Source organism: Empedobacter sp. GD03739 (assembly GCF_029843245.1).
GTDB classification, from domain to species: Bacteria; Bacteroidota; Bacteroidia; order Flavobacteriales; family Weeksellaceae; genus Empedobacter; species Empedobacter falsenii_B.
Window position 1 is genome coordinate 1 of the sequence record NZ_JAOCHX010000050.1, and the last position, 18,916, is coordinate 18,916.

Annotated in this window: 18 protein-coding genes; 7 read left to right on the forward strand and 11 right to left on the reverse strand. The window is 30.4% G+C overall.

Translation table 11 applies throughout. The annotated features are described in order from the left end of the window. Positions 1–986, forward strand: a 986-nt coding sequence (locus N5E64_RS13335; protein ID WP_280037921.1) for a serine protease, incomplete at its 5' end; no start/stop codon positions are given. A gap of 298 nt (positions 987–1,284) precedes the next feature. On the opposite strand, the gene N5E64_RS13340 is transcribed toward N5E64_RS13335, so the two are convergent. Both N5E64_RS13340 and N5E64_RS13345 read right to left on the reverse strand, forming a co-directional pair. After that, positions 1,285–2,538, reverse strand: a complete 1,254-nt coding sequence (locus N5E64_RS13340; RefSeq protein WP_280037922.1) for a tyrosine-type recombinase/integrase — start codon at positions 2,536–2,538, stop codon at positions 1,285–1,287. Between the two features lie 474 nt (positions 2,539–3,012). Then, entirely contained in the window at positions 3,013–3,786 is a 774-nt protein-coding gene (locus tag N5E64_RS13345) for a GNAT family N-acetyltransferase (protein ID WP_280037923.1), read from the reverse strand. Between the two features lie 194 nt (positions 3,787–3,980). On the opposite strand from N5E64_RS13345, the gene kbl reads away from it, so the two are divergent. The 4 genes from kbl (at position 3,981) to N5E64_RS13365 (ending at position 9,898) form a co-directional block, all read left to right on the forward strand. Further along, complete coding sequence (kbl, locus tag N5E64_RS13350) at positions 3,981–5,180, forward strand: glycine C-acetyltransferase (RefSeq protein WP_125350209.1); 1,200 nt, start codon at positions 3,981–3,983, stop codon at positions 5,178–5,180. A 68-nt stretch (positions 5,181–5,248) separates the two neighbouring features. Then, positions 5,249–5,737 (forward strand): hypothetical protein, encoded by a 489-nt coding sequence (locus N5E64_RS13355; RefSeq protein WP_280037924.1) that lies wholly within the window; start codon positions 5,249–5,251, stop codon positions 5,735–5,737. A gap of 67 nt (positions 5,738–5,804) precedes the next feature. Then, positions 5,805–8,492, forward strand: a complete 2,688-nt coding sequence (locus N5E64_RS13360) for a PD-(D/E)XK nuclease family protein (protein WP_280037925.1) — start codon at positions 5,805–5,807, stop codon at positions 8,490–8,492. Between the two features lie 137 nt (positions 8,493–8,629). Further along, complete coding sequence (locus N5E64_RS13365) at positions 8,630–9,898, forward strand: dicarboxylate/amino acid:cation symporter (protein WP_280037926.1); 1,269 nt, start codon at positions 8,630–8,632, stop codon at positions 9,896–9,898. A gap of 85 nt (positions 9,899–9,983) precedes the next feature. Here N5E64_RS13365 and N5E64_RS13370 read toward each other — a convergent pair whose 3' ends face one another. Then, the gene (locus N5E64_RS13370) at positions 9,984–10,301 is read right to left on the reverse strand and encodes a GNAT family N-acetyltransferase (RefSeq protein ID WP_125350400.1); all 318 of its coding nucleotides are present in this window, start codon (positions 10,299–10,301) and stop codon (positions 9,984–9,986) included. 102 nt (positions 10,302–10,403) lie between these two features. Continuing rightward, positions 10,404–11,525, reverse strand: coding sequence for a metallophosphoesterase (locus N5E64_RS13375; protein WP_311394711.1), 1,122 nt, complete (start codon positions 11,523–11,525; stop codon positions 10,404–10,406). Positions 11,526–11,791: 266 nt separating this feature from the next. On the opposite strand from N5E64_RS13375, the gene N5E64_RS13380 reads away from it, so the two are divergent. Then, positions 11,792–13,030 (forward strand): GTP-binding protein, encoded by a 1,239-nt coding sequence (locus N5E64_RS13380; protein WP_114999967.1) that lies wholly within the window; start codon positions 11,792–11,794, stop codon positions 13,028–13,030. A gap of 160 nt (positions 13,031–13,190) precedes the next feature. On the opposite strand, the gene N5E64_RS13385 is transcribed toward N5E64_RS13380, so the two are convergent. The 6 genes from N5E64_RS13385 to N5E64_RS13410 form a co-directional block, all read right to left on the reverse strand. Beyond that, a complete protein-coding gene (locus tag N5E64_RS13385; RefSeq protein WP_114999965.1) occupies positions 13,191–14,198 on the reverse strand; it encodes a cytochrome d ubiquinol oxidase subunit II in 1,008 nt (335 codons plus the stop codon). A gap of 2 nt (positions 14,199–14,200) precedes the next feature. Next, on the reverse strand, positions 14,201–15,538 hold the full coding sequence (locus tag N5E64_RS13390) for a cytochrome ubiquinol oxidase subunit I (RefSeq protein WP_114999963.1): 1,338 nt from the start codon (positions 15,536–15,538) through the stop codon (positions 14,201–14,203). Positions 15,539–15,642: 104 nt separating this feature from the next. Next, positions 15,643–16,002 (reverse strand): hypothetical protein, encoded by a 360-nt coding sequence (locus N5E64_RS13395; protein WP_125350396.1) that lies wholly within the window; start codon positions 16,000–16,002, stop codon positions 15,643–15,645. An 18-nt stretch (positions 16,003–16,020) separates the two neighbouring features. Then, positions 16,021–17,022: an acyl-ACP desaturase gene (locus N5E64_RS13400; RefSeq protein ID WP_125350395.1), complete on the reverse strand. Its 1,002-nt coding sequence runs from the start codon at positions 17,020–17,022 to the stop codon at positions 16,021–16,023. Between the two features lie 9 nt (positions 17,023–17,031). Next, positions 17,032–17,766, reverse strand: coding sequence for a 1-acyl-sn-glycerol-3-phosphate acyltransferase (locus N5E64_RS13405; RefSeq protein WP_125350403.1), 735 nt, complete (start codon positions 17,764–17,766; stop codon positions 17,032–17,034). 64 nt (positions 17,767–17,830) lie between these two features. Beyond that, positions 17,831–18,232: a hypothetical protein gene (locus N5E64_RS13410; RefSeq protein ID WP_221855789.1), complete on the reverse strand. Its 402-nt coding sequence runs from the start codon at positions 18,230–18,232 to the stop codon at positions 17,831–17,833. Positions 18,233–18,333: 101 nt separating this feature from the next. On the opposite strand from N5E64_RS13410, the gene N5E64_RS13415 reads away from it, so the two are divergent. Further along, positions 18,334–18,585 (forward strand): hypothetical protein, encoded by a 252-nt coding sequence (locus N5E64_RS13415; RefSeq protein WP_114999959.1) that lies wholly within the window; start codon positions 18,334–18,336, stop codon positions 18,583–18,585. Positions 18,586–18,588: 3 nt separating this feature from the next. On the opposite strand, the gene N5E64_RS13420 is transcribed toward N5E64_RS13415, so the two are convergent. Then, positions 18,589–18,916, reverse strand: a 328-nt coding sequence (locus N5E64_RS13420; RefSeq protein WP_280037930.1) for a hypothetical protein, incomplete at its 5' end; no start/stop codon positions are given.

Consider the following 18,916-nt stretch of genomic DNA (forward strand, 5'->3'; position numbering starts at 1 on the left):
TTGTTTTAATTAAACATAGTTTTTTGTACAAAGTTAAATTAGGTTCAATGAATTTCTACTTTAGAGATTACAATAAAGAAACTGGAGAAATTAGTGAATTAAAATCTTTAGATGAATTAAAAGATAGTCTTAATACTATTTGGGGGTCTGGCTTCTTTATAAATAAGAAGGGTGATGTTATTACAAATCGTCATATTGTAGAAGTAAAACCTTCTGAAGAAGATCAAAATAAAATTTTAAAACATTTAAAATCTGTTTATAATAATAGTTATCAGAGTGATTCTTTACGTGAAAATAGGATAATAAATAGATTGGATGAGATAAAATACACTACTAGTAATATTGATTTAACAGATTACGAATATAGTAATATAGAATATGAATACAATACATTGCTAGAAGAATTAAAAGAAGTCGAATTTTCAAAATCTTTTAATAAGTTTGTTCTTGATTTACATTCTTTGCCAAATAATTTTGTAACAAAATCTTCTTTTGAATTTGGTATTTTCTTTAATCATCAAAAATCAACTAATTACAAAGATTACATTAAATATAAATCTCAAATTGTTTCTAAGGATGAACTTGTGGATTTAGCATTGCTGTCAGTTGTAAATAATAATGATTTATTGAATAAAATGATTGCACCTGTAGATTTAACTTTATTTGATTCAATCAATCTTAAACCAAGGCAAATTAATGATAAAGTTATAATGATAGCTTTTAATAGAGGAAGTTATTTAGCAGATACATCTAATGGTTTTAATGCTCAATTAACTGAAGGTAATATTAGCCAAATAAATGATGACCATAAAATATTATATACAATTCCTGCTTTGCCTGGCTCAAGTGGTGCTCCTGTGTTTGATATTTACGGAAGGTTGATATCCGTTAATTTTGCGGGTTTAGTAAATACTCAAAGTTTTAATTACGGTATTCAAACTAAAAGTTTATATAATTTTTTAAATCTAATAAAAAGTAAACCATGATAATTTTATACATAATTCTATATCTTATTATATGTGCATTTATATATATTATAATATACAGCCTTGTTAATAATTATGTTCCTAATAATAGTAAAGGTTTTAAAATATTTGTTTCATTTATTATATTAATTTTATTTATATTATTTATGACAATGTTAAATAATTGTTTAGAAGGCGTGTTACCTGCTGATACAAGTGATTATCAGGACTACAGAAGACATTAATAGCTAAAATACACAACCCTATAACAAGGAAGAGGGCTATATCATATTTACTTTTGATGTAGCCCCCTTTGTTTTTATATAAAATCTGCTAATGCTTGTACAGATTTCTCTTTTTCAATTTTATTATATCGCTGTAGCATTTTAATATCAGAATGCCCAGTCATGACCATTATTTGATGAGGTTTTAATAAAGGTTCATCCATTAGTTTAGTTATTAAAGTTCTTCTACATGTATGAGATGTCACAAGTTCCCATTTTTCATAATTTCCTTCAATTTTTCTAAATTCCTCTTTTCCGTTAATTAGTTCTTTACAAAGCTTTGATCCTCTTACAATCTCATTTATTTCAGCTTTCTTACAAACTTCTTTAATATATTCATTAAATTTTATATGAGAAATTTTTCTTGGAAAATTACCATTATGCTTCTTTATTATTTCTTGGAGTTTTAAACTATTTGGAATTAAAACCTCTTTACCTGTTTTAATATTTTTATGTGTATAAATATTATTATTTAAGACAGCATTTTCTAAATTGAATAAATCACTAACTCTTTGTCCTGTATAACAGCCTATTAATAACCAATCTCTTGCGTTGTCATACATAGAAAACCTTGTAAGTTCTAATTTACTTATTCTTATTATCTCATCATCATTCAAATAAATGTAATCTTTTGGTGTTACTTTGTATTTAAACTTGCCCAATAAATAATCATCATTTACTTCTAATTCATATTCATAAGCTTTTTTAAAGATTACCTTAATCTTATTAACAAAAATTCCGATTGTTGAAGAACAATATTTTTTTATATTACAAAATTCTATTAATTTTTCAAACATATGTAAATTGAAATTTTTAAAACTCAATTTTATTTTTTTATTTTTTTCAAAATCAAATAACAAATTATATGTAGAACTATAACACTTTATTGTATTTTGACTAAATTCATTTTTCTTTTCATTTATGTAAAAATGAATGAAATCTAGTAAAAATTCAGGCGTTTTTTGACCTTTGTTCGGATTTTCTAAATCAAAAAAAGAATAGTAATTAGCTAAAAGCCACTCTTTGTCAATGTTTTTCCCTTCAATAATCGACTTATGATATGAACTCATAATAAATAAATCAAATTCTTTAATTCTTAAATTTAACTTGTTAAAGTCTGCTTGAGAATTCTTTTTAACTTTTTTTAGATTTTTATCCCAACAATTTTTTGGGATTTTAATTTCATCAATCGTAAGACTTAATTGTTTTGAATTTCTTGATTCTCTAAATTTGTAAGTTAAACTATTCCAATCCGAATTTGTTCTTACCGAAAAATTACCTTTAGCCATATTTTTTTTTTAATTAATATTCAAATACGATGCCTAAAATGTTATCACATTTGTAAACACATTTTTAGTAATAATTCAATAATTAATTTTATACAAAAACTTTAAAAATAGATTAAAGTGTTGTAAATAGAGGTGTTTAGAAGTTTATTTATATATAATTTATATATAAAATTCCTATAGGTAAGGCTTCTAATTGAAGTCCTTTTTGTTTTACATTAAGAATTAACAGTTCTAAGCTCTGGATGCGATATTGAAACAAGTTCAATATGACTCCGATAAATTAAGATCTATTTTCAATAATAAATTAGCGGAAAATGTCAAGCTGAATTGAATTCAGCTTCTCATCACTTTAAAAACTAAATCAACCTCACGACATTACGAATTAAGTCAGCTTGGTTCTAGACACTTTGTTTACAACATAAAAAAAGCCATTACAAACCGTAATGACTTTATATTTTGATTAAAACCTTATTTTTAAATGGATTTCTGATAAATATAATCATCCATAATATATCCATTTCCAATGTCAAATGTTTTTGATTCCATATTCTTGAAACCATTTTTCTCATAAAAACGAATTGCTTTCGCATTGTGTTTATTCACTGTTAAATGAACAGCTTTTGCTCCTTTTTCTCGCGCATAATCTACAACTCTATTCAACATCAATTGTCCAATTCCTTTGGTTTGATTAGACTCTTTCAAGTAAATTTTGGATAAGAAAACAGTATTATTTTCATCTAATTTGTAATGCAAATAACCAGACGGAACATTATCAATTTTCAGGATTTCCCAAACATCTTCATTTGCAATTCCTTCGTTTACTTTGTCAGTATTATACATCATATCAATCATATAATTGATTTGATCTTGGGATAATAAATCTTTGTAACATTCGTTCCAAATCTCATTTGCTAAAGGTTGAACCAAATGAATATTTTTTTCATTAACCGTATGAAAATGAGGATAAACGTCCAATTTTACTGGATTTATTTTTTGATTAACTTCTAAATTTTGTAGAATTTCATCTTTACGCTTTTCGATATCTGCAGAAAACATTTCCATTGTCCATTTACGTTTAAGATGATAGTAATAGAAAACACCAATAAATAGAAAAATAATTGTTTCTCCAATCCAAACAAATTTTGACTTACTCAATTCAACAGGATTCATGATATCAATATCAATTATACTAGTTACTTTAAGAGCCACTAATGCAAATACTAATAGAACAATTCCAAAAAAATACATTCCAATAACACTTAGAATTGTTTTAACTTTGTTCTTCTTAAAAAACTTAGCTAAAAAATAATATTGTACCGAGAACAAAAATAATATAATAAAATCCACTTAATTTAAATTTTTATATCTCACAAAAATACGAAAAATATGCCCGCAAACATTTATATTTGTATGAAACATATCAAAACAAAAAGTGATTTATTATGTATAGCGATAAATTTCAAAACTACTTACAAACGCAATTGAATGATTTAGAAGAACAAGGATTATTCAAAAAAGAACGCATCATTGCTTCTCCTCAAAGTGCAGAAATTACATTAGAAAATGGTAAAACATTACTTAATTTTTGTGCGAACAACTATTTAGGATTATCTGATAATAAAGACGTTATCTCAGCTTCTCAAAAAATGTTAGATGACCGCGGATACGGAATGTCTTCGGTTCGTTTTATTTGTGGTACGCAAGATGTACACAAACAATTAGAGAAAAAAATCGCTAATTTCTTAGGAATGGAAGATACGATTTTATATGCTGCTGCTTTTGACGCAAATGGTGGTGTTTTTGAGCCTTTGTTTACAGAAGAAGATGCTATTATTTCTGATGAATTAAACCACGCTTCTATTATTGATGGTGTTCGTTTATGTAAAGCTGCTCGTTATCGTTATAAAAACAATAATATGGCTGATTTAGAGGCTCAATTAATTGTAGCTTCAGAAAAAAATCATCGTTTCAAAATTATTGTAACAGACGGAGTTTTCTCTATGGATGGTATCGTTGCAGACTTAAAAGGTGTTTGTGATTTAGCTGATAAATACGATGCTTTGGTAATGGTTGATGATTCTCACGCAACTGGTTTTATTGGAAAAACTGGACGTGGAACACATGAGCACAACGAAGTAATGGGACGTGTAGACATCATTACATCTACTTTAGGAAAAGCTTTAGGTGGTGCAATGGGTGGATTTACTTCTGGTAAAAAAGAAGTAATCGAAATGTTACGTCAAAAATCTCGTCCATATTTATTCTCTAACTCTTTAGCTCCTGGAATTGTTGGTGCAGCTTTACAAGTGTTAGAAATGTTAGAAAAAGATACTTCTTTACGCGATAAAGTAATGTGGAATGCTGAATATTTCCGCAAAGAAATGGTTGCTGCTGGTTTTGATATTCCAGAAGGTGATGCTGCAATTGTACCTGTTATGCTGTACGATGCGAAATTATCTCAAGTTATGGCAGACAAATTATTAGATGAAGGTGTTTATGTAATCGGATTCTTTTTCCCTGTTGTTCCTCGCGACAAAGCACGTATTCGTGTACAATTATCAGCTGCACATACAAAAGAGCAATTAGATCATACAATTGCTGCTTTTACAAAAGTTGGTAAAGAATTAGGAGTGATTAAATAAGAATTTGTTTTTTCAATATTATATTAGCGACTAAATATTTTTAGTCGCTTTTTTTATATATTTAACTTATGCTTTTCAAAAATAAAACATATCAAATAACGACAAATCTTTCTGATCAAGAAGTTTTTAAAATACTGAATGATAATACAGAAGAAAAAAGAATTCGTTTTTCTAAAAGTAAATATGAATTTGAAGGGATAGTTTATAAAGATCATTTCAATTTGATGAAAACGATTAGCGGACGAAATAGTTTTAATCCTCAAATTATTGGTCATTTCAATACCAACGACAATAAAACCACTATTGTTTACAATTTAGAATTAAACTCTTTTGTTTCAATATTTTTCATTGTTTGGATAAGTATTGTGACTTTATTTTTTATAATCTCACTTTTTCAAATTATTACTAATGGAATTCATAATTTTTTACCTTTAATTTCTATTCCGATGTTATTTTTTGGATTCATATTATATTTTGTTGCTACAAAAATGTCTGAGGATACAATCACTGAAACTTTTGAAAAATTATTTCAAGAAAAAGTTCAAGAAGTAAAATAATTCAACGCCACGAATTGTCTCTCAAAATCCTTACTTTTACAACAATTCAACGAAAGAAAATTTCAAAATGGCTCAATTCATAGAAAATGTTGTAAAAGATTTAGTCCAAAATCAAAAAAACTTTATCAACACCACTTTAGTTTTACCAGGAAAACGTCCGATGTTATTCTTCAAACAAGAATTTCAGCGTCAAGCGCAAAATATCATTCTTCCACAAATGAAAAGTATCGAAGAATTGATGAGCGAACTTTCTGGTTTAGAAATTATTTCTGGAATTAATCTATGGTTTAAAGCGTATCAAGCCTATAAAAAAATCGTTGAAAAACCTGATTCTTTCGAAGATTTTATCAAATGGGGACCAACTGTTTTGAAAGATTTTGATGATATCGATGCTTCTTTGCAACCTGCGCATAAAGTTTTAGACTATTTGGTTTCGGTAGAACGAATTAGTCAATGGGGAGATGGAAAAATTGAGATTGGGAAAAATGAAATCATTCAAAATCACTTAACGTTTTGGGGAATTGTTTCGAAATTATATTTTCAATTGCAACAAGATTTATTGGATTCGAAAGAAGGATATGCTGGAATGGTTTTCAGAATTGCGAGTGAAAAAGTTGAAGAGATTATTGAAAACAGAACTTCACATTATGTTTTTGCTGGATTTAATGCCTTAACAAAAGCAGAACAAGCGCTTATTTTTCGATTAGAAAAAGAGAATTTAGCTACTTTATATTTTGATGCAGATAAATATTATTACGAAAATCCGAATCAAGAAGCTGGTTCTTTTCTAAGAAAATACAAAGAAAAAATAAAACCTATCAATTGGGTGGTTGATGAATTTTCGAGACCAAAAAATTTACAGACAATTGGTGTTGCAAAACAAGTTGGACAAGCAAAATATATTGCAGATTTAATTAGAAATCTCAACGAAGATGAGATAAAAAATACCGCGTTGATTTTGGCTGATGAATCTATTTTACCAGCAATTCTCAATTCGTTGCCCGAAAATATCACACATCTCAACATTTCGATGGGAATTCCGTTACGTTCTGTTCCGTTAGCGCAATTTTTCAAATCAATTTTTGAGTTGCAAATGAATCGGGAGAAGTTAGGAAAAGGAACCATGTTTTATTTCAAAAATGTCTTACAAATTCTTGAAAATAAAACATTATCTCTTTTTAGCACAGAAGAAAGTCGAAGATTAATCGGTGATATTCGTTTACAAAATAGAATATTTAATTCTCAAAATTCGATTCAAAATGCCTTAAGAGAATCAATCTTTAAATCTATTTTTCATATTCCGAAAAGCATCACTGAATTTATTCATCATCTAAAAAATTGGACAGACGAATTACTGCATCATCCTTCGATGAACGATTTGTTGACAAAAGAATATTTGTTCTTTTTCAAAAAAGTTTTCAATCAATTGCACGAAAATTTGTTGAGTGTTGATGATATCAAAGATTATAGAACCTTATTTTTATTGTACAATAAAATCGTTTCTTCCGAGACAATTTCCTTTATTGGAGAGCCTTTGAAAGGTTTACAATTGATGGGATTATTGGAAACTCGTTTATTGAATTTCGATAATATTATCATGACTTCTGTGAATGACGAAATTTTGCCTTTGGGACGACAAAACAATACATTTATTCCGTATGACATTCGCAAACAAATGAAATTGAATACATTTACCGAAAATGATTCGATTTATGCCTATCACTTTTATCGTTTGATTCAGCGTGCGAAAAACGCTTATTTCGTGTATGATACAGAAGCTGACGGAATGGGTTCTGGAGAAAAATCTCGCTTTTTGGCTCAAATCAAATTTGAAAGTAATCACGAAGTGAAAGAAACTTTTGCTGCTCCAAGTTTTGTTACAAAACCTTTGAAAGAAATCATTGTTCCTAAAACTGACGAAACAATGGCTAAACTTCAAAATTGGGCTGAATATGGAATTTCACCTTCTTCACTTTCAACCTATTTACGCAATCCGTTAGATTTTTATGAACAACGTGTTTTTAATGTAAATGAAGTCGAAGAAGCCGAAGAAATTGTAAGTGCAAGAACATTAGGAAACATTGTTCACGGTGCTTTGGAAGATTTGTACACGCCTTATATTGGACATATTTTGCATGAAAATGATTTCAAAAATATCGAAAAAATAAAAGATAAAACCTTACAAGAACATTTCAGCAAAGAATATAAAGATGGGCATTTGGACAAAGGTCCAAATTATTTGATTTATAAAATTGCAGAACGAATTGTAGATGGCGTTTTATCTAAAGATGTGACTACAGCAAAGGAAAATGAATTTATAATTCAAAGTTTGGAAAGCAAGCATGAAATTGATTTCTCGCTAACAAATGGCAAAATTGTAAAACTGAAAGGGGTGATTGATAGAATTGATTCTGTCAATAATCAAATCCGAATTATTGATTACAAAACTGGTTATGCAAAAGATATTTCTGTAAAAACCGAAGAAATAGAAACAGTTTACCAAAAAGAAGATAAAGCCAAACAATTGCAATTAATTTTCTATGCTCATTTATTTTATGCAGACAAAGAGAACTTAACTAAAGACATTGAATTGTGTATTTATCCAATCAAATTTCCAAATAAAGAATTAATTAAACTTTCGGTTGATAAAAATACAACCATCGATTATTCGATTGTCGAGAATTCTACCGCGCCAATGTCAACATTAATCGAAGAGATTTTAAATCAAGAAATTCCGTTCAAACAACCAGAATAGTACTCAATACACTATAAAGAAAACCCTTTGTAAACACTACATACAAAGGGTTTATATTTAATTTGGTGTATAAATCGATTTATATTCTTAATAATTTGCTAAAAAATAGTAGTTTTGGAAAAGTTTAAAATCGCATAATGAAAAACAATAAACTTTTTATAGCTATTATTATTGCCCTACTTATCGGGGTTGCGCTTGGAGGATATGTACATTATAATACCTCGCCAGAATTTATTAAAACATTTTCTACTAACATAAAACTTCTTGGTACTATTTTCATTCGTCTTATTCAGATGATTATTGCGCCTTTAGTTTTCTCAACTTTAGTAGTTGGTATTGCTAAAATGGGTGATATGAAAATGGTTGGACGTGTTGGTGGACGTGCAATGGGGTGGTTTATCACAGCTTCACTTACTTCTTTGGTGATTGGTGCTATTGTTATCAATGTAATGAAACCTGGAGAAGGATTGAACATTGAAATCGATTCAAGTTCTGCTCAAGATTTATTAAAAGGTCAAGCTTCGCTTACATTAGAACATTTCATTACACACATGATTCCTAAATCTGTTTTCGAATCGTTTGCAACAAATGAAATCTTACAAATCGTTGTTTTCTCTATTTTCTTTGGTGTCGCAATGGCAGCTTATGGAAAAGAAGGCGAAATGATTACGAAAGCGTTAGATAAAATTTCGCATATCGTTTTAATCATGGTTGGATATGTAATGTGGACTGCGCCATTAGGAGTTTTAGGAACTATTTCTGCTGCTATTGCAACGTACGGATTCGGTATATTCTTACTTTATGTTAAATATTTAATCGCCTTCGTAATTGGTATTTTGCTTCTTTGGGCTGTTTTAATTTTGGTTGGATATTTCATCTTAGGAAAACGAGTAATCGACTTATTAAGACACATCAAAGCGCCATTATTAATCGCTTTCTCTACAACTTCATCAGAAGCTGTATTCCCAAAATTAGTAGAAGAATTAGAAAAATTTGGAGCGCAAAAGAAAATTATTTCGTTTACTTTGCCGCTCGGATATTCCTTCAATTTAGATGGATCAATGATGTACATGACGTTTGCGTCGTTATTTATCGCGCAAGTTTATGGAATTCACATGCCGATCGAGAAACAAATTTTGATGTTATTGGTCTTAATGCTTACTTCAAAAGGTGTTGCAGGTGTGCCAAGGGCTTCATTAATTGTAGTGGTTGCAACTTGTTCGATGTTTGGAATTCCGCCAGAAGGAATCGCATTGATTTTACCTATCGACCATTTCTGTGATATGGCTCGTTCGATGACGAATGTTCTTGGAAATGCTTTATCGACTGTTGCGGTTGATAAATGGGAAGGACACGTGGCAATTGAACAAACATATACGCACGATGATGATCATCACAAAGCTTAAATAAAAATTGCTTTTCAAAAATATAACAAGAAATGCGACCTTTATCGGGTCACATTTCTTGTTATAATCTCATTTCGTTAACTGATTACAATTCGTTATATTTCGGAAATTTAGGATGAACAATTCGTTTCCATTCCGGATGCTTTTTGATGTAGGCATACACATAAGGACAATACGGAAACAAAGGATTTTTATGTTCCTCCAAATAAACCAATGTTTTTTCTACCAAAGCAGCCGCAACACCTCTTCCTCCTAATTCTTCAGGAACTTCGGTATGAATCAATTTGATGATATCATCTTCTTGTTTATAATCTATAAAAGCGATGTATCCATCAACATTCAACTCAAAGCGTGAAGTTGATTCATTTTTTACAACCAGTAAAGGAATTAATTCTTCATTCATATTATTTCTTTTTTTATGACAATAATCCGATAAAAATCTGTTTTCAGAATTGATATACATCAAAAAAGCAACCAAAATTTTTGGTTGCTTTTTCCTAATATTTTATACTGATTTCAACTCTATTAATGTTATTTCTGGCCAAACACCTACTCTTCCTGGGTAAAAATGATAACCAAATCCGCGATTTACATTGATAATCTTTCCTTCAAAATCATAAAAACCTGCCCATTGCGGATACACATATTGCGCAGGACTCCAACGCAAACCAATTTTCGGAACTTCAATTCCTAATTGCATTCCATGCGTATGTCCAGACAAAGTCAAGTCAAAATGTTTCGGATGATTTTTCAATATCTCATTCCAATGCGAAGGATCATGAGACATCACAATTTTAAAATCTTCTGTATTTACATAATTCGAAGCTGCATCAATATCACCTAATTTCTTAAATCGTGTTCCCCAATTCTGAACGCCAATCAACGCAATTTTTTCACCATTCTTTGTAATAAATCGGTTTTCATTCAATAATAATTTCATTCCAATCTTAGGGAAAATCGCTTTAATTTTCTCAAAATTATCTTGCTTTTCTTCCTCCGTTTTCCAATCCGAATATTCTCCATAATCATGATTTCCTAGCACTGCAAAATTTCCGTGCGGCGCTTGTTTTATTTTAGAAAAAACATCGTGCCATTTGTCCATTTCCCAATGAAAATTATTCACAATATCACCCGTAAACAATAGTATATCAAACTCTTGTTGATTAATTAAATCCACTGCATATTCTATTTTCTCACGATTGTCCAAACTTCCCGAATGAATATCCGTTATATGTAAAATCTTGAAACCATCAAACGATTTTGGTAAACGTTGATATGCCAATTTTTTCTTGATTACCTTGAAATTATATTTTCCTAAAGTCATTCCATAAATCAAACTAAAAAAAGGTATTGAAGCTACTGTTAATCCAGAAATCATTACAAATTTTCGACGAGAAGGTAAATAAGAATCTTCTTTTGTTGAATGATTTGTTGCGCGATTAAATAACCACCCAAATCCTCTAAAAATATCTTGAACCAAGAAAAATAGAACCAGAATAATTCGAGGAAAACCAAACAACATAAACAAACCTGTTGCCCACATTGTCGTTTGTGTTTGACCAACATTACGATCAAAAAAGATTAGATTATATCCAAAATTACCCAAAACAAGTAACCACAAAAGCATATTCCCTAAAAGAATATACTTATTTTGAATGAATTTTTTAAAATTAAAATACAGGTAAATTTCAAGTACGATTGAAATAATTATTGACGTGATAACACTATAAACAAACATTATTTTATTTGATTTTGAACAAAAATAAAAGAAATCTTTCTAACAGTGATTTATTATTAAATTCTTAACAGAACATTATAAAATTTATAGATGATTCTACGCAAAAATTTGCGTGATAAAAACGTAACTTTGTAGCATATTTTTAAGCATAAATTATGAAAAATAGACTACCTGTAACGGTACTTTCTGGATTTCTTGGAAGCGGAAAAACGACACTTCTTAATCATATAATACACAACAAAAAAGGACTAAAAGTAGCAGTTATCGTGAACGATATGGGCGCAGTAAATATTGATGCCCAAATGGTTTCTCGCGAAAATGATTTAATTCAAACGGATGAAAAATTAGTTGAATTGAGCAACGGTTGCGTTTGTTGTGAATTACGAGAAGATTTGATCGTAGAAATCGAGAAGTTGGCACAATCAGGGAAATATGATTATTTGGTTATCGAAAGTTCTGGTATTTCTGATCCAGGTCCTATTGCGCAGTCATTGGATTTTGTTTCTCCAGATGGTAAAATTGATTTGCCAAAAGTTGCGCGTTTAGACACGTTGGTAACTGTAGTTGACGCTTATAATTTCTTCAAAAATTTAGGAACTGATGAAGATGTTTTTGATCGAGGTTTTACAGAAAATAGAGAAGATAATCGTCCGATTGTGAATCTTTTAATTGATCAAATTGAATTTTCGAATGTGATTATTTTGAATAAAATGGATTTGGTTGAAGAAGAAACGTTGATGAATATTGAAGCGTTTGTGACTAAATTAAATCCTTCTGCTAAAATAATTCCTGCAAGTTTTTCTCACGTTGAATTAACTGAAATTTTGAATACCAATCTATTCGATTTCGAAAAAATTCAGGACATGGATGCTTGGGTAAAATTATTAGAAGAGCAAGAAAAAGAGGAACATCATCATCACGACCATGATCACGAATGCGGCGAACATTGTACGCACGAACACCACGATCATTTGGAAGAAAAATATGGAATGACTTCTTTTGTTTACAGACAAAAAATTCCGTTTCATGCAGAACGTTTTTTAACCTATTTGAATGATAATTTTCCTCCAACTATTTACCGTTCAAAAGGTTTATTTTGGTTAGCAAATCGTCCTGATGAAGCTATTTTCTTGAGTCAAGCTGGTGGTAGTATCCGAATTGATCCTGCGGGGGCTTGGTGGTGCTCGATGCCGTATGACGAAAGAATTCAGTTTGCAGCTTATCAATTCAATCAAAAAACAATTGACGCCAAATGGTCGAAAGAATGGGGAGATCGAATGATAGAACTTGTTTTTATTGGTCAAGGTTTGGACAAAGAAAAAGTTACACAAGAATTAAACTCTTGTTTGCTGAATGAGCAAGAAATTGCAGAATGGCAAGCAAAACATAATTAAAATAAAAGAGCCTTATTTCGAATTGAAATAAGGCTCTTCTCTATCATCCTTGTTCTGAAGATTTAAACAGATTATTGTATTTACCAAATTCACTTGTCCTTTCCTAAAGGCTCGGTTAATTACAAACAAGTATGTTTGTAATCAAATTTGGAACGAGTATTTATATTTTTTGCTTCTGATTAAATGAATAAATTAAGTAAAATAGAAATGGTAAAATAAATATCGAGCCGAGTAATAATGCCCAAGCTAACATATTTATTGTACTCATTGCGCCATAATCTGTCAATAAAGATAATGTTGAACCATCTTTGAATAATACCAAATTCGGAAAATGCGAATATGATGCTGCAAACAAAATCATCATCACAATTATTCCTGCATAAACTTTCAACAAAGAATCCTTCGCTTTATTTAAGGCTGAAAGTAATAATACAATCGAAATTGAAGCAATTGCAATTGCGATATAACCGTAAATTTCTGATGTTATCCAACTAAATAATGGAATGTTTTTCCAAAGTGAAACTGCAAATACCAATGCACCAGCAACAAAAATTAAAGCTGTATAAAGCTTCGCACGTTTTCTTAAAATCACTTTATCTTCTTCGTTTTTAACAGTTTGAATTGAATAAACCGAAGCCAAGAAAGCACAAATCACAACAGTAAAAATTCCAACTGAAAAATTAAACCAACTTAGCCACGAAAATATATATGCATCTTGAAACGAAAATGCATTATCATCAATACTTCCTGAAACGATAGATCCTGCAATTATTCCCAAAAACAAAGGCGTCACAACACTTGAATAGGTAAAAATGACATCGTACAGATTGTGCCATTTATCATTGATTGCATCATAATTTCTGAAAGTAAACGATGTTCCTCTTGCAATAATTCCCAATAACATGATTACTAACGGGATGTGCAAATAATTTGAGATTTCTGCATACATCTTAGGAAAACCAACAAATAAAATAACAATGACAATGATTAACCACATGTGATTTGCCTCCCAAATAGGTCCAATCGAATTGTACATAATCTTCTGCGTACGTTTTTTGTAACTCTTTTCAGAGAATAATTCGACAATTCCAGCACCGAAATCTGCTCCACCTAAAATTAAATATAAACAGATGGCAACCCACAAAAATGCTATTACTACGTAAATCATACTTAATGTTTTTCTGGTTTATAATTTGGATCTTCTGGATCGTAAAGCTTCGCAACCATTTGTATTTGTCGATTCATTAAGAACACTAAAATAATGGACAATGTAATGAATACAAACGTGAAAATGTAAAACGAATATTGTATTCCTGGCATTGGCGTGATGGAATCTACCGTTCGCATAATTCCGTAAATAATCCACGGTTGACGACCGACTTCTGTTACCGTCCAACCTGCTTCTAAAGCGATGTATCCGAAAGGTGTCGCAATCATAAACAATTTATAAAACCAGCGTTTTGTTCGCCAATCTTTCTTAAAAAATTGCGCAATCAAATAAATAACAGCTATTCCCATCATCAACATTCCGAATGTTATCATAATCTGAAAAGCATAATGTACAACTGCCACAGGCGGCCATTCATCTTTCGGAAATTCTTCTAGACCTTTTACAGGTGTTTTGAAATCTGAATGAACCAAGAAACTCAATACACCCGGAACTTTTATCGCATATTTAATCTCTTCTTTTGATTCGTCCACTATTCCACCCAAAACAAATGAAGCACTTTCTTCTGTTTTGAAATGCGCTTCCATCGCAGCCAATTTAATCGGTTGACGTTTTGCTACATCTTTCGCCGAAATATCACCACTCAAAGGTGCTAACATTGCTGCTGTAATCGCTAAAACAGAACTAATTTTGAATGCTTCGCGATGAAAATTTACATTCTTACCTTTCAAAATAAGATAAGCATGTAAACCCGCAACCGCAAATCCAGTCGCACAAAAAGCTGCAATTGTCATGTGCAACGCTTGTGAAAACCACGCATCGTTGAACATAGCTTTTACAGGATCTATGTTTAAATATTCGCCATTTATAAAATCGAAACCTGACGGAGAATTCATCCAAGCATTTGCAGCAACAACCAAAATCCCTGAAGCTAAACCACTAATCCCTACAATTACACCACAAATCCAATGAAACCATTTATTGAATTTGTCCCAACCATAAAGGAAAAAACCTAAAGCAATGGCTTCAATAAAAAAAGCTGTTCCTTCTAACGAAAATGGCATTCCGAAAATTGGTCCAGCGTGTTCCATAAATTTAGGAAACAATAATCCTAACTCAAACGAAAGCATTGTACCAGAAACTGCTCCCGTAGCAAATAAAATTGCAACTCCCTTACTCCAAGCTTTGGTTAACCCTTTGTAAATTTCGTTTTTAGTTTTGAGGTATTTGTAGTGAGCGATTGCCATCATAAACGGCATCACCATTCCAACACACGAAAAAACAATGTGAAAGGCAAGCGACATCGCCATTTGACTTCTGGCAGCAATAAAATCGTCCATAAGTAGTTGTTTATAATTTGTTTGTTGGTTAAAGTTACTAAATAAAAAGAGGCAATTCGATTTTGAATTGCCTCTTTTTATATGATTTTGATTATATGTGATTTTCAAAAATTATTCAAATAATCTACATTCGGTATTTGATAAACTTTATTACTATCAAAATTTTTAATTTTATTACCCCTTACCATAATTCTTTTAGTTCCAGACTCTGTTGAAAAAATAATTTGAAAATCTTCATCAAAATTTTTAGAATCTATTTGTTTAGCTTTATTTAAAATAACTAAAAGTTGTTTTATCTGATTGTCATTTAATTGTTTAATTTCTGAAAATTTTCCATTTGAATTACTATCAGGTCTTTCTAATATAACTTCTTTAATTTCATTAATATTAGATGGATAATTTAACCTATCAATATTTGAACATGAAATTATAAATAGAAAAAGTAAAACAATCTTGATATACATCTTAATAAAATTGATTTTCTATTTAGCTGTCGCAGGAACTAACCACTTGAATTGTGGTCCTACTTCAGGAATTACAATACGTTGCGAAATTCTATCCATTCTATCTGGGAATTTCATGATATAATCTCTTGCTTTTTCAGCCTCAGCATTCAATCCAGAGATTTTATCTAATTGCCAAGCTTCAATTAATTTTCGCATAATATCGATGTAATCAAACGCTGTGTACACACCAATGCGTTGCGCTGCATCTGAAAACGCATCAAACAAAGTTCCTCTTTCTTCACCAGAAGCTCTTAAGAAATGCGCTGGCATTACAATTTTAAGTTTGAACATATGTTGAACAGCTAACATCATTTCAGAAGGATCAGCTTCGAAGATACGACGAACGAACTCTGTGTAAGCTAAATGGTGACGCATTTCATCTCCTGCAATAATTTTACACATACGCGATAATTTTTTCGCTCCGTATTTTTTTGCAATTGCTGATACATTATTGTGCGATACATAAGTTGCTAATTCTTGAAAACTTGTGTAAACAAAGTTTTTGTAAGGATCGTGTGCTGTTCCAATGTCGAAACCGTCATTTATCAAATGTTGCGTTGTTACTTCAACCTCGCGCATATTGATACGTCCTGATAAATACAAAAATTTATTCAAAACATCACCGTGACGATTTTCCTCTCCTGTCCAATGGCGAATCCATTTTGCCCAACCATTTTCTAGGTAATTTCCTTCTTCATCTACCACACCGTCCATTTGCATCAACCAAGATTCGTAGGTTGGCAAAGCTTCCTCGGTAATGGTATCACCAATCAATGTAATCCAGAAATCATCTGGCAAATCTTTCGAAAGCTCTTGTAATTCTTTGATTTCGTCAAAAAAAGAATCTGTTTGAGAATTCGGTAAAAAATCTGTTGGTTGCCAAATTTTATCGGCTGGAACTAAGAATTTGTCCATATAAGCATCAATATCTTTCTCAAGAAATTGCATTACTTCCAGGCGAACATTATTTATTGACATATAATTATTTTATGCGGTTATACTACTTTTTACAGTTTTTTCGGTAAGCTCGAATATTTCATCAAACTTATAGTCACTCACTTTTAAGGGTTTATGGTATTGTATCGTTACTTTCGCGCCCAAATACATCGGGAATTTACCCCACTTTTCTATTTCCCACGTATTATTTAGCGTAACGGGAACAACATAAGCGTCTTTAGCATATTTCGTCAAAACTTTCAATCCATTTTCTTTGAAAGCCTTTGGTACTCCATTTTTGCTTCTTGTACCTTCTGGAAAAATAATAGCTGAATAATTATTTTTCTGAATGTATTGCGCTAATTTTTTTATTTCCTCTATTGCTTGTTTTCCGTTCTTACGATCGATTAATGCAGAACCTCCATGCGTTAAATTGTACGATACACTGGGAATTCCTTTTCCCAATTCTATTTTCGAAATAAACTTAGGATGATAATCAGCCAAATCATATTCCAACGGAGAAATATCATACATACTTTGGTGATTACTCACAAAAATCAATGGTACATTTTGTTTCAAATTTTCTCTTCCTTTATAGGTATACGTTGTACCTAAAATTCTTGTCCAAAAAACCAAAAGACCATTCATCACTTTTACACTTTTGTGATGAGCAGCATAACCTCCCAAATTGTAGCACAACCATTGCACAACATGCATTACCAACAACGTTAATCCATAAAAAATATAAAAGATTATAGATAACGGATAACTTAAAATTTTCTTCAACATTAGAAATTTAGACAAATTTAATAAAAAATTATGCTAAGCATAATATATTTTTCTAGGCGATTTACTTTATTAATTTCAAAGTTAACTTTTCTTGATGAGCTTCATCATAAAAAGTAATTTGATTTGATGATTTTACTTTAAAATATGCAGTTTTTTGCAAATTTTGAATCAAATTTTGAGGAATTTCGCAATCAGAATTCACTTGTTTTAAATGATTAAAAATTATAGCTTGATCTATTTTGGTATAATCAGCCGTAATAATTCCGCAAACCGTTTTCATTACCATTTTTTTCGTTGCATCTTCAAAAATAATGTAATCTCCTCCATCATTTATATTCCATTTACCCGACAAATCGCTAATTTCTGAAGTCACAACTTTAGTTTCGGAAACTGTTTTGGTTGGTAAACAACTTGTTAATCCTAAAACAAAAAACAAAAGTATTGCTTGAATTGTATATTTCACGTGGTTTTATTTGTAACGAAGGTAGAAATATTTTGAATATTACGGATTGATTTTTTAAATATTCAATTTTATTAAGAAATTTGTTCTCTAAATAAGAAACAATGGCGAACACAAAGAAAGGAGAAGTTTTTACGGATCAAAATAACATCAAAAAAGTAAAAATAGAACGAAAACCAAGTTTTCCTAAAATCTATATTTTAACTGATGATTGTCAATTCGTGGAAGATGGTTTATACGAATTAGATTTTTTTGAAACGCCAAGTGTTACCAATTTCAAATCTGAATTGAATCCAACTATTCCTGCAATTAACTTTAAGCAGTTAAGTGAAAAAGGGAGAGAAAATTTAGTATAAGTTCTAAAAACTTCCTCCGAAATTAGCACTTTCAAATAGTTTTAAAATTCCAAAAAAAGGAATAAAACTTAAAAGTAATACAAGATATAATATCCTATTTTTATAGTTAAAAATAATGGATATTACTGAAAAAAGTGGACATAAAATAAAAGACCCAAACCCTGTAATAGCTATAAAATCGAACATAAAATTTTGATTTCTTGCTATTTCAGTTCCATCAATATTATACATAACAATAAAGCATAGAAAGAAGAATATTGTCAATCCTAAAAATACTCTTGATATGTTGATTTTGGTAGGCTGATTCATACAATTTATTTGAATAAAAATA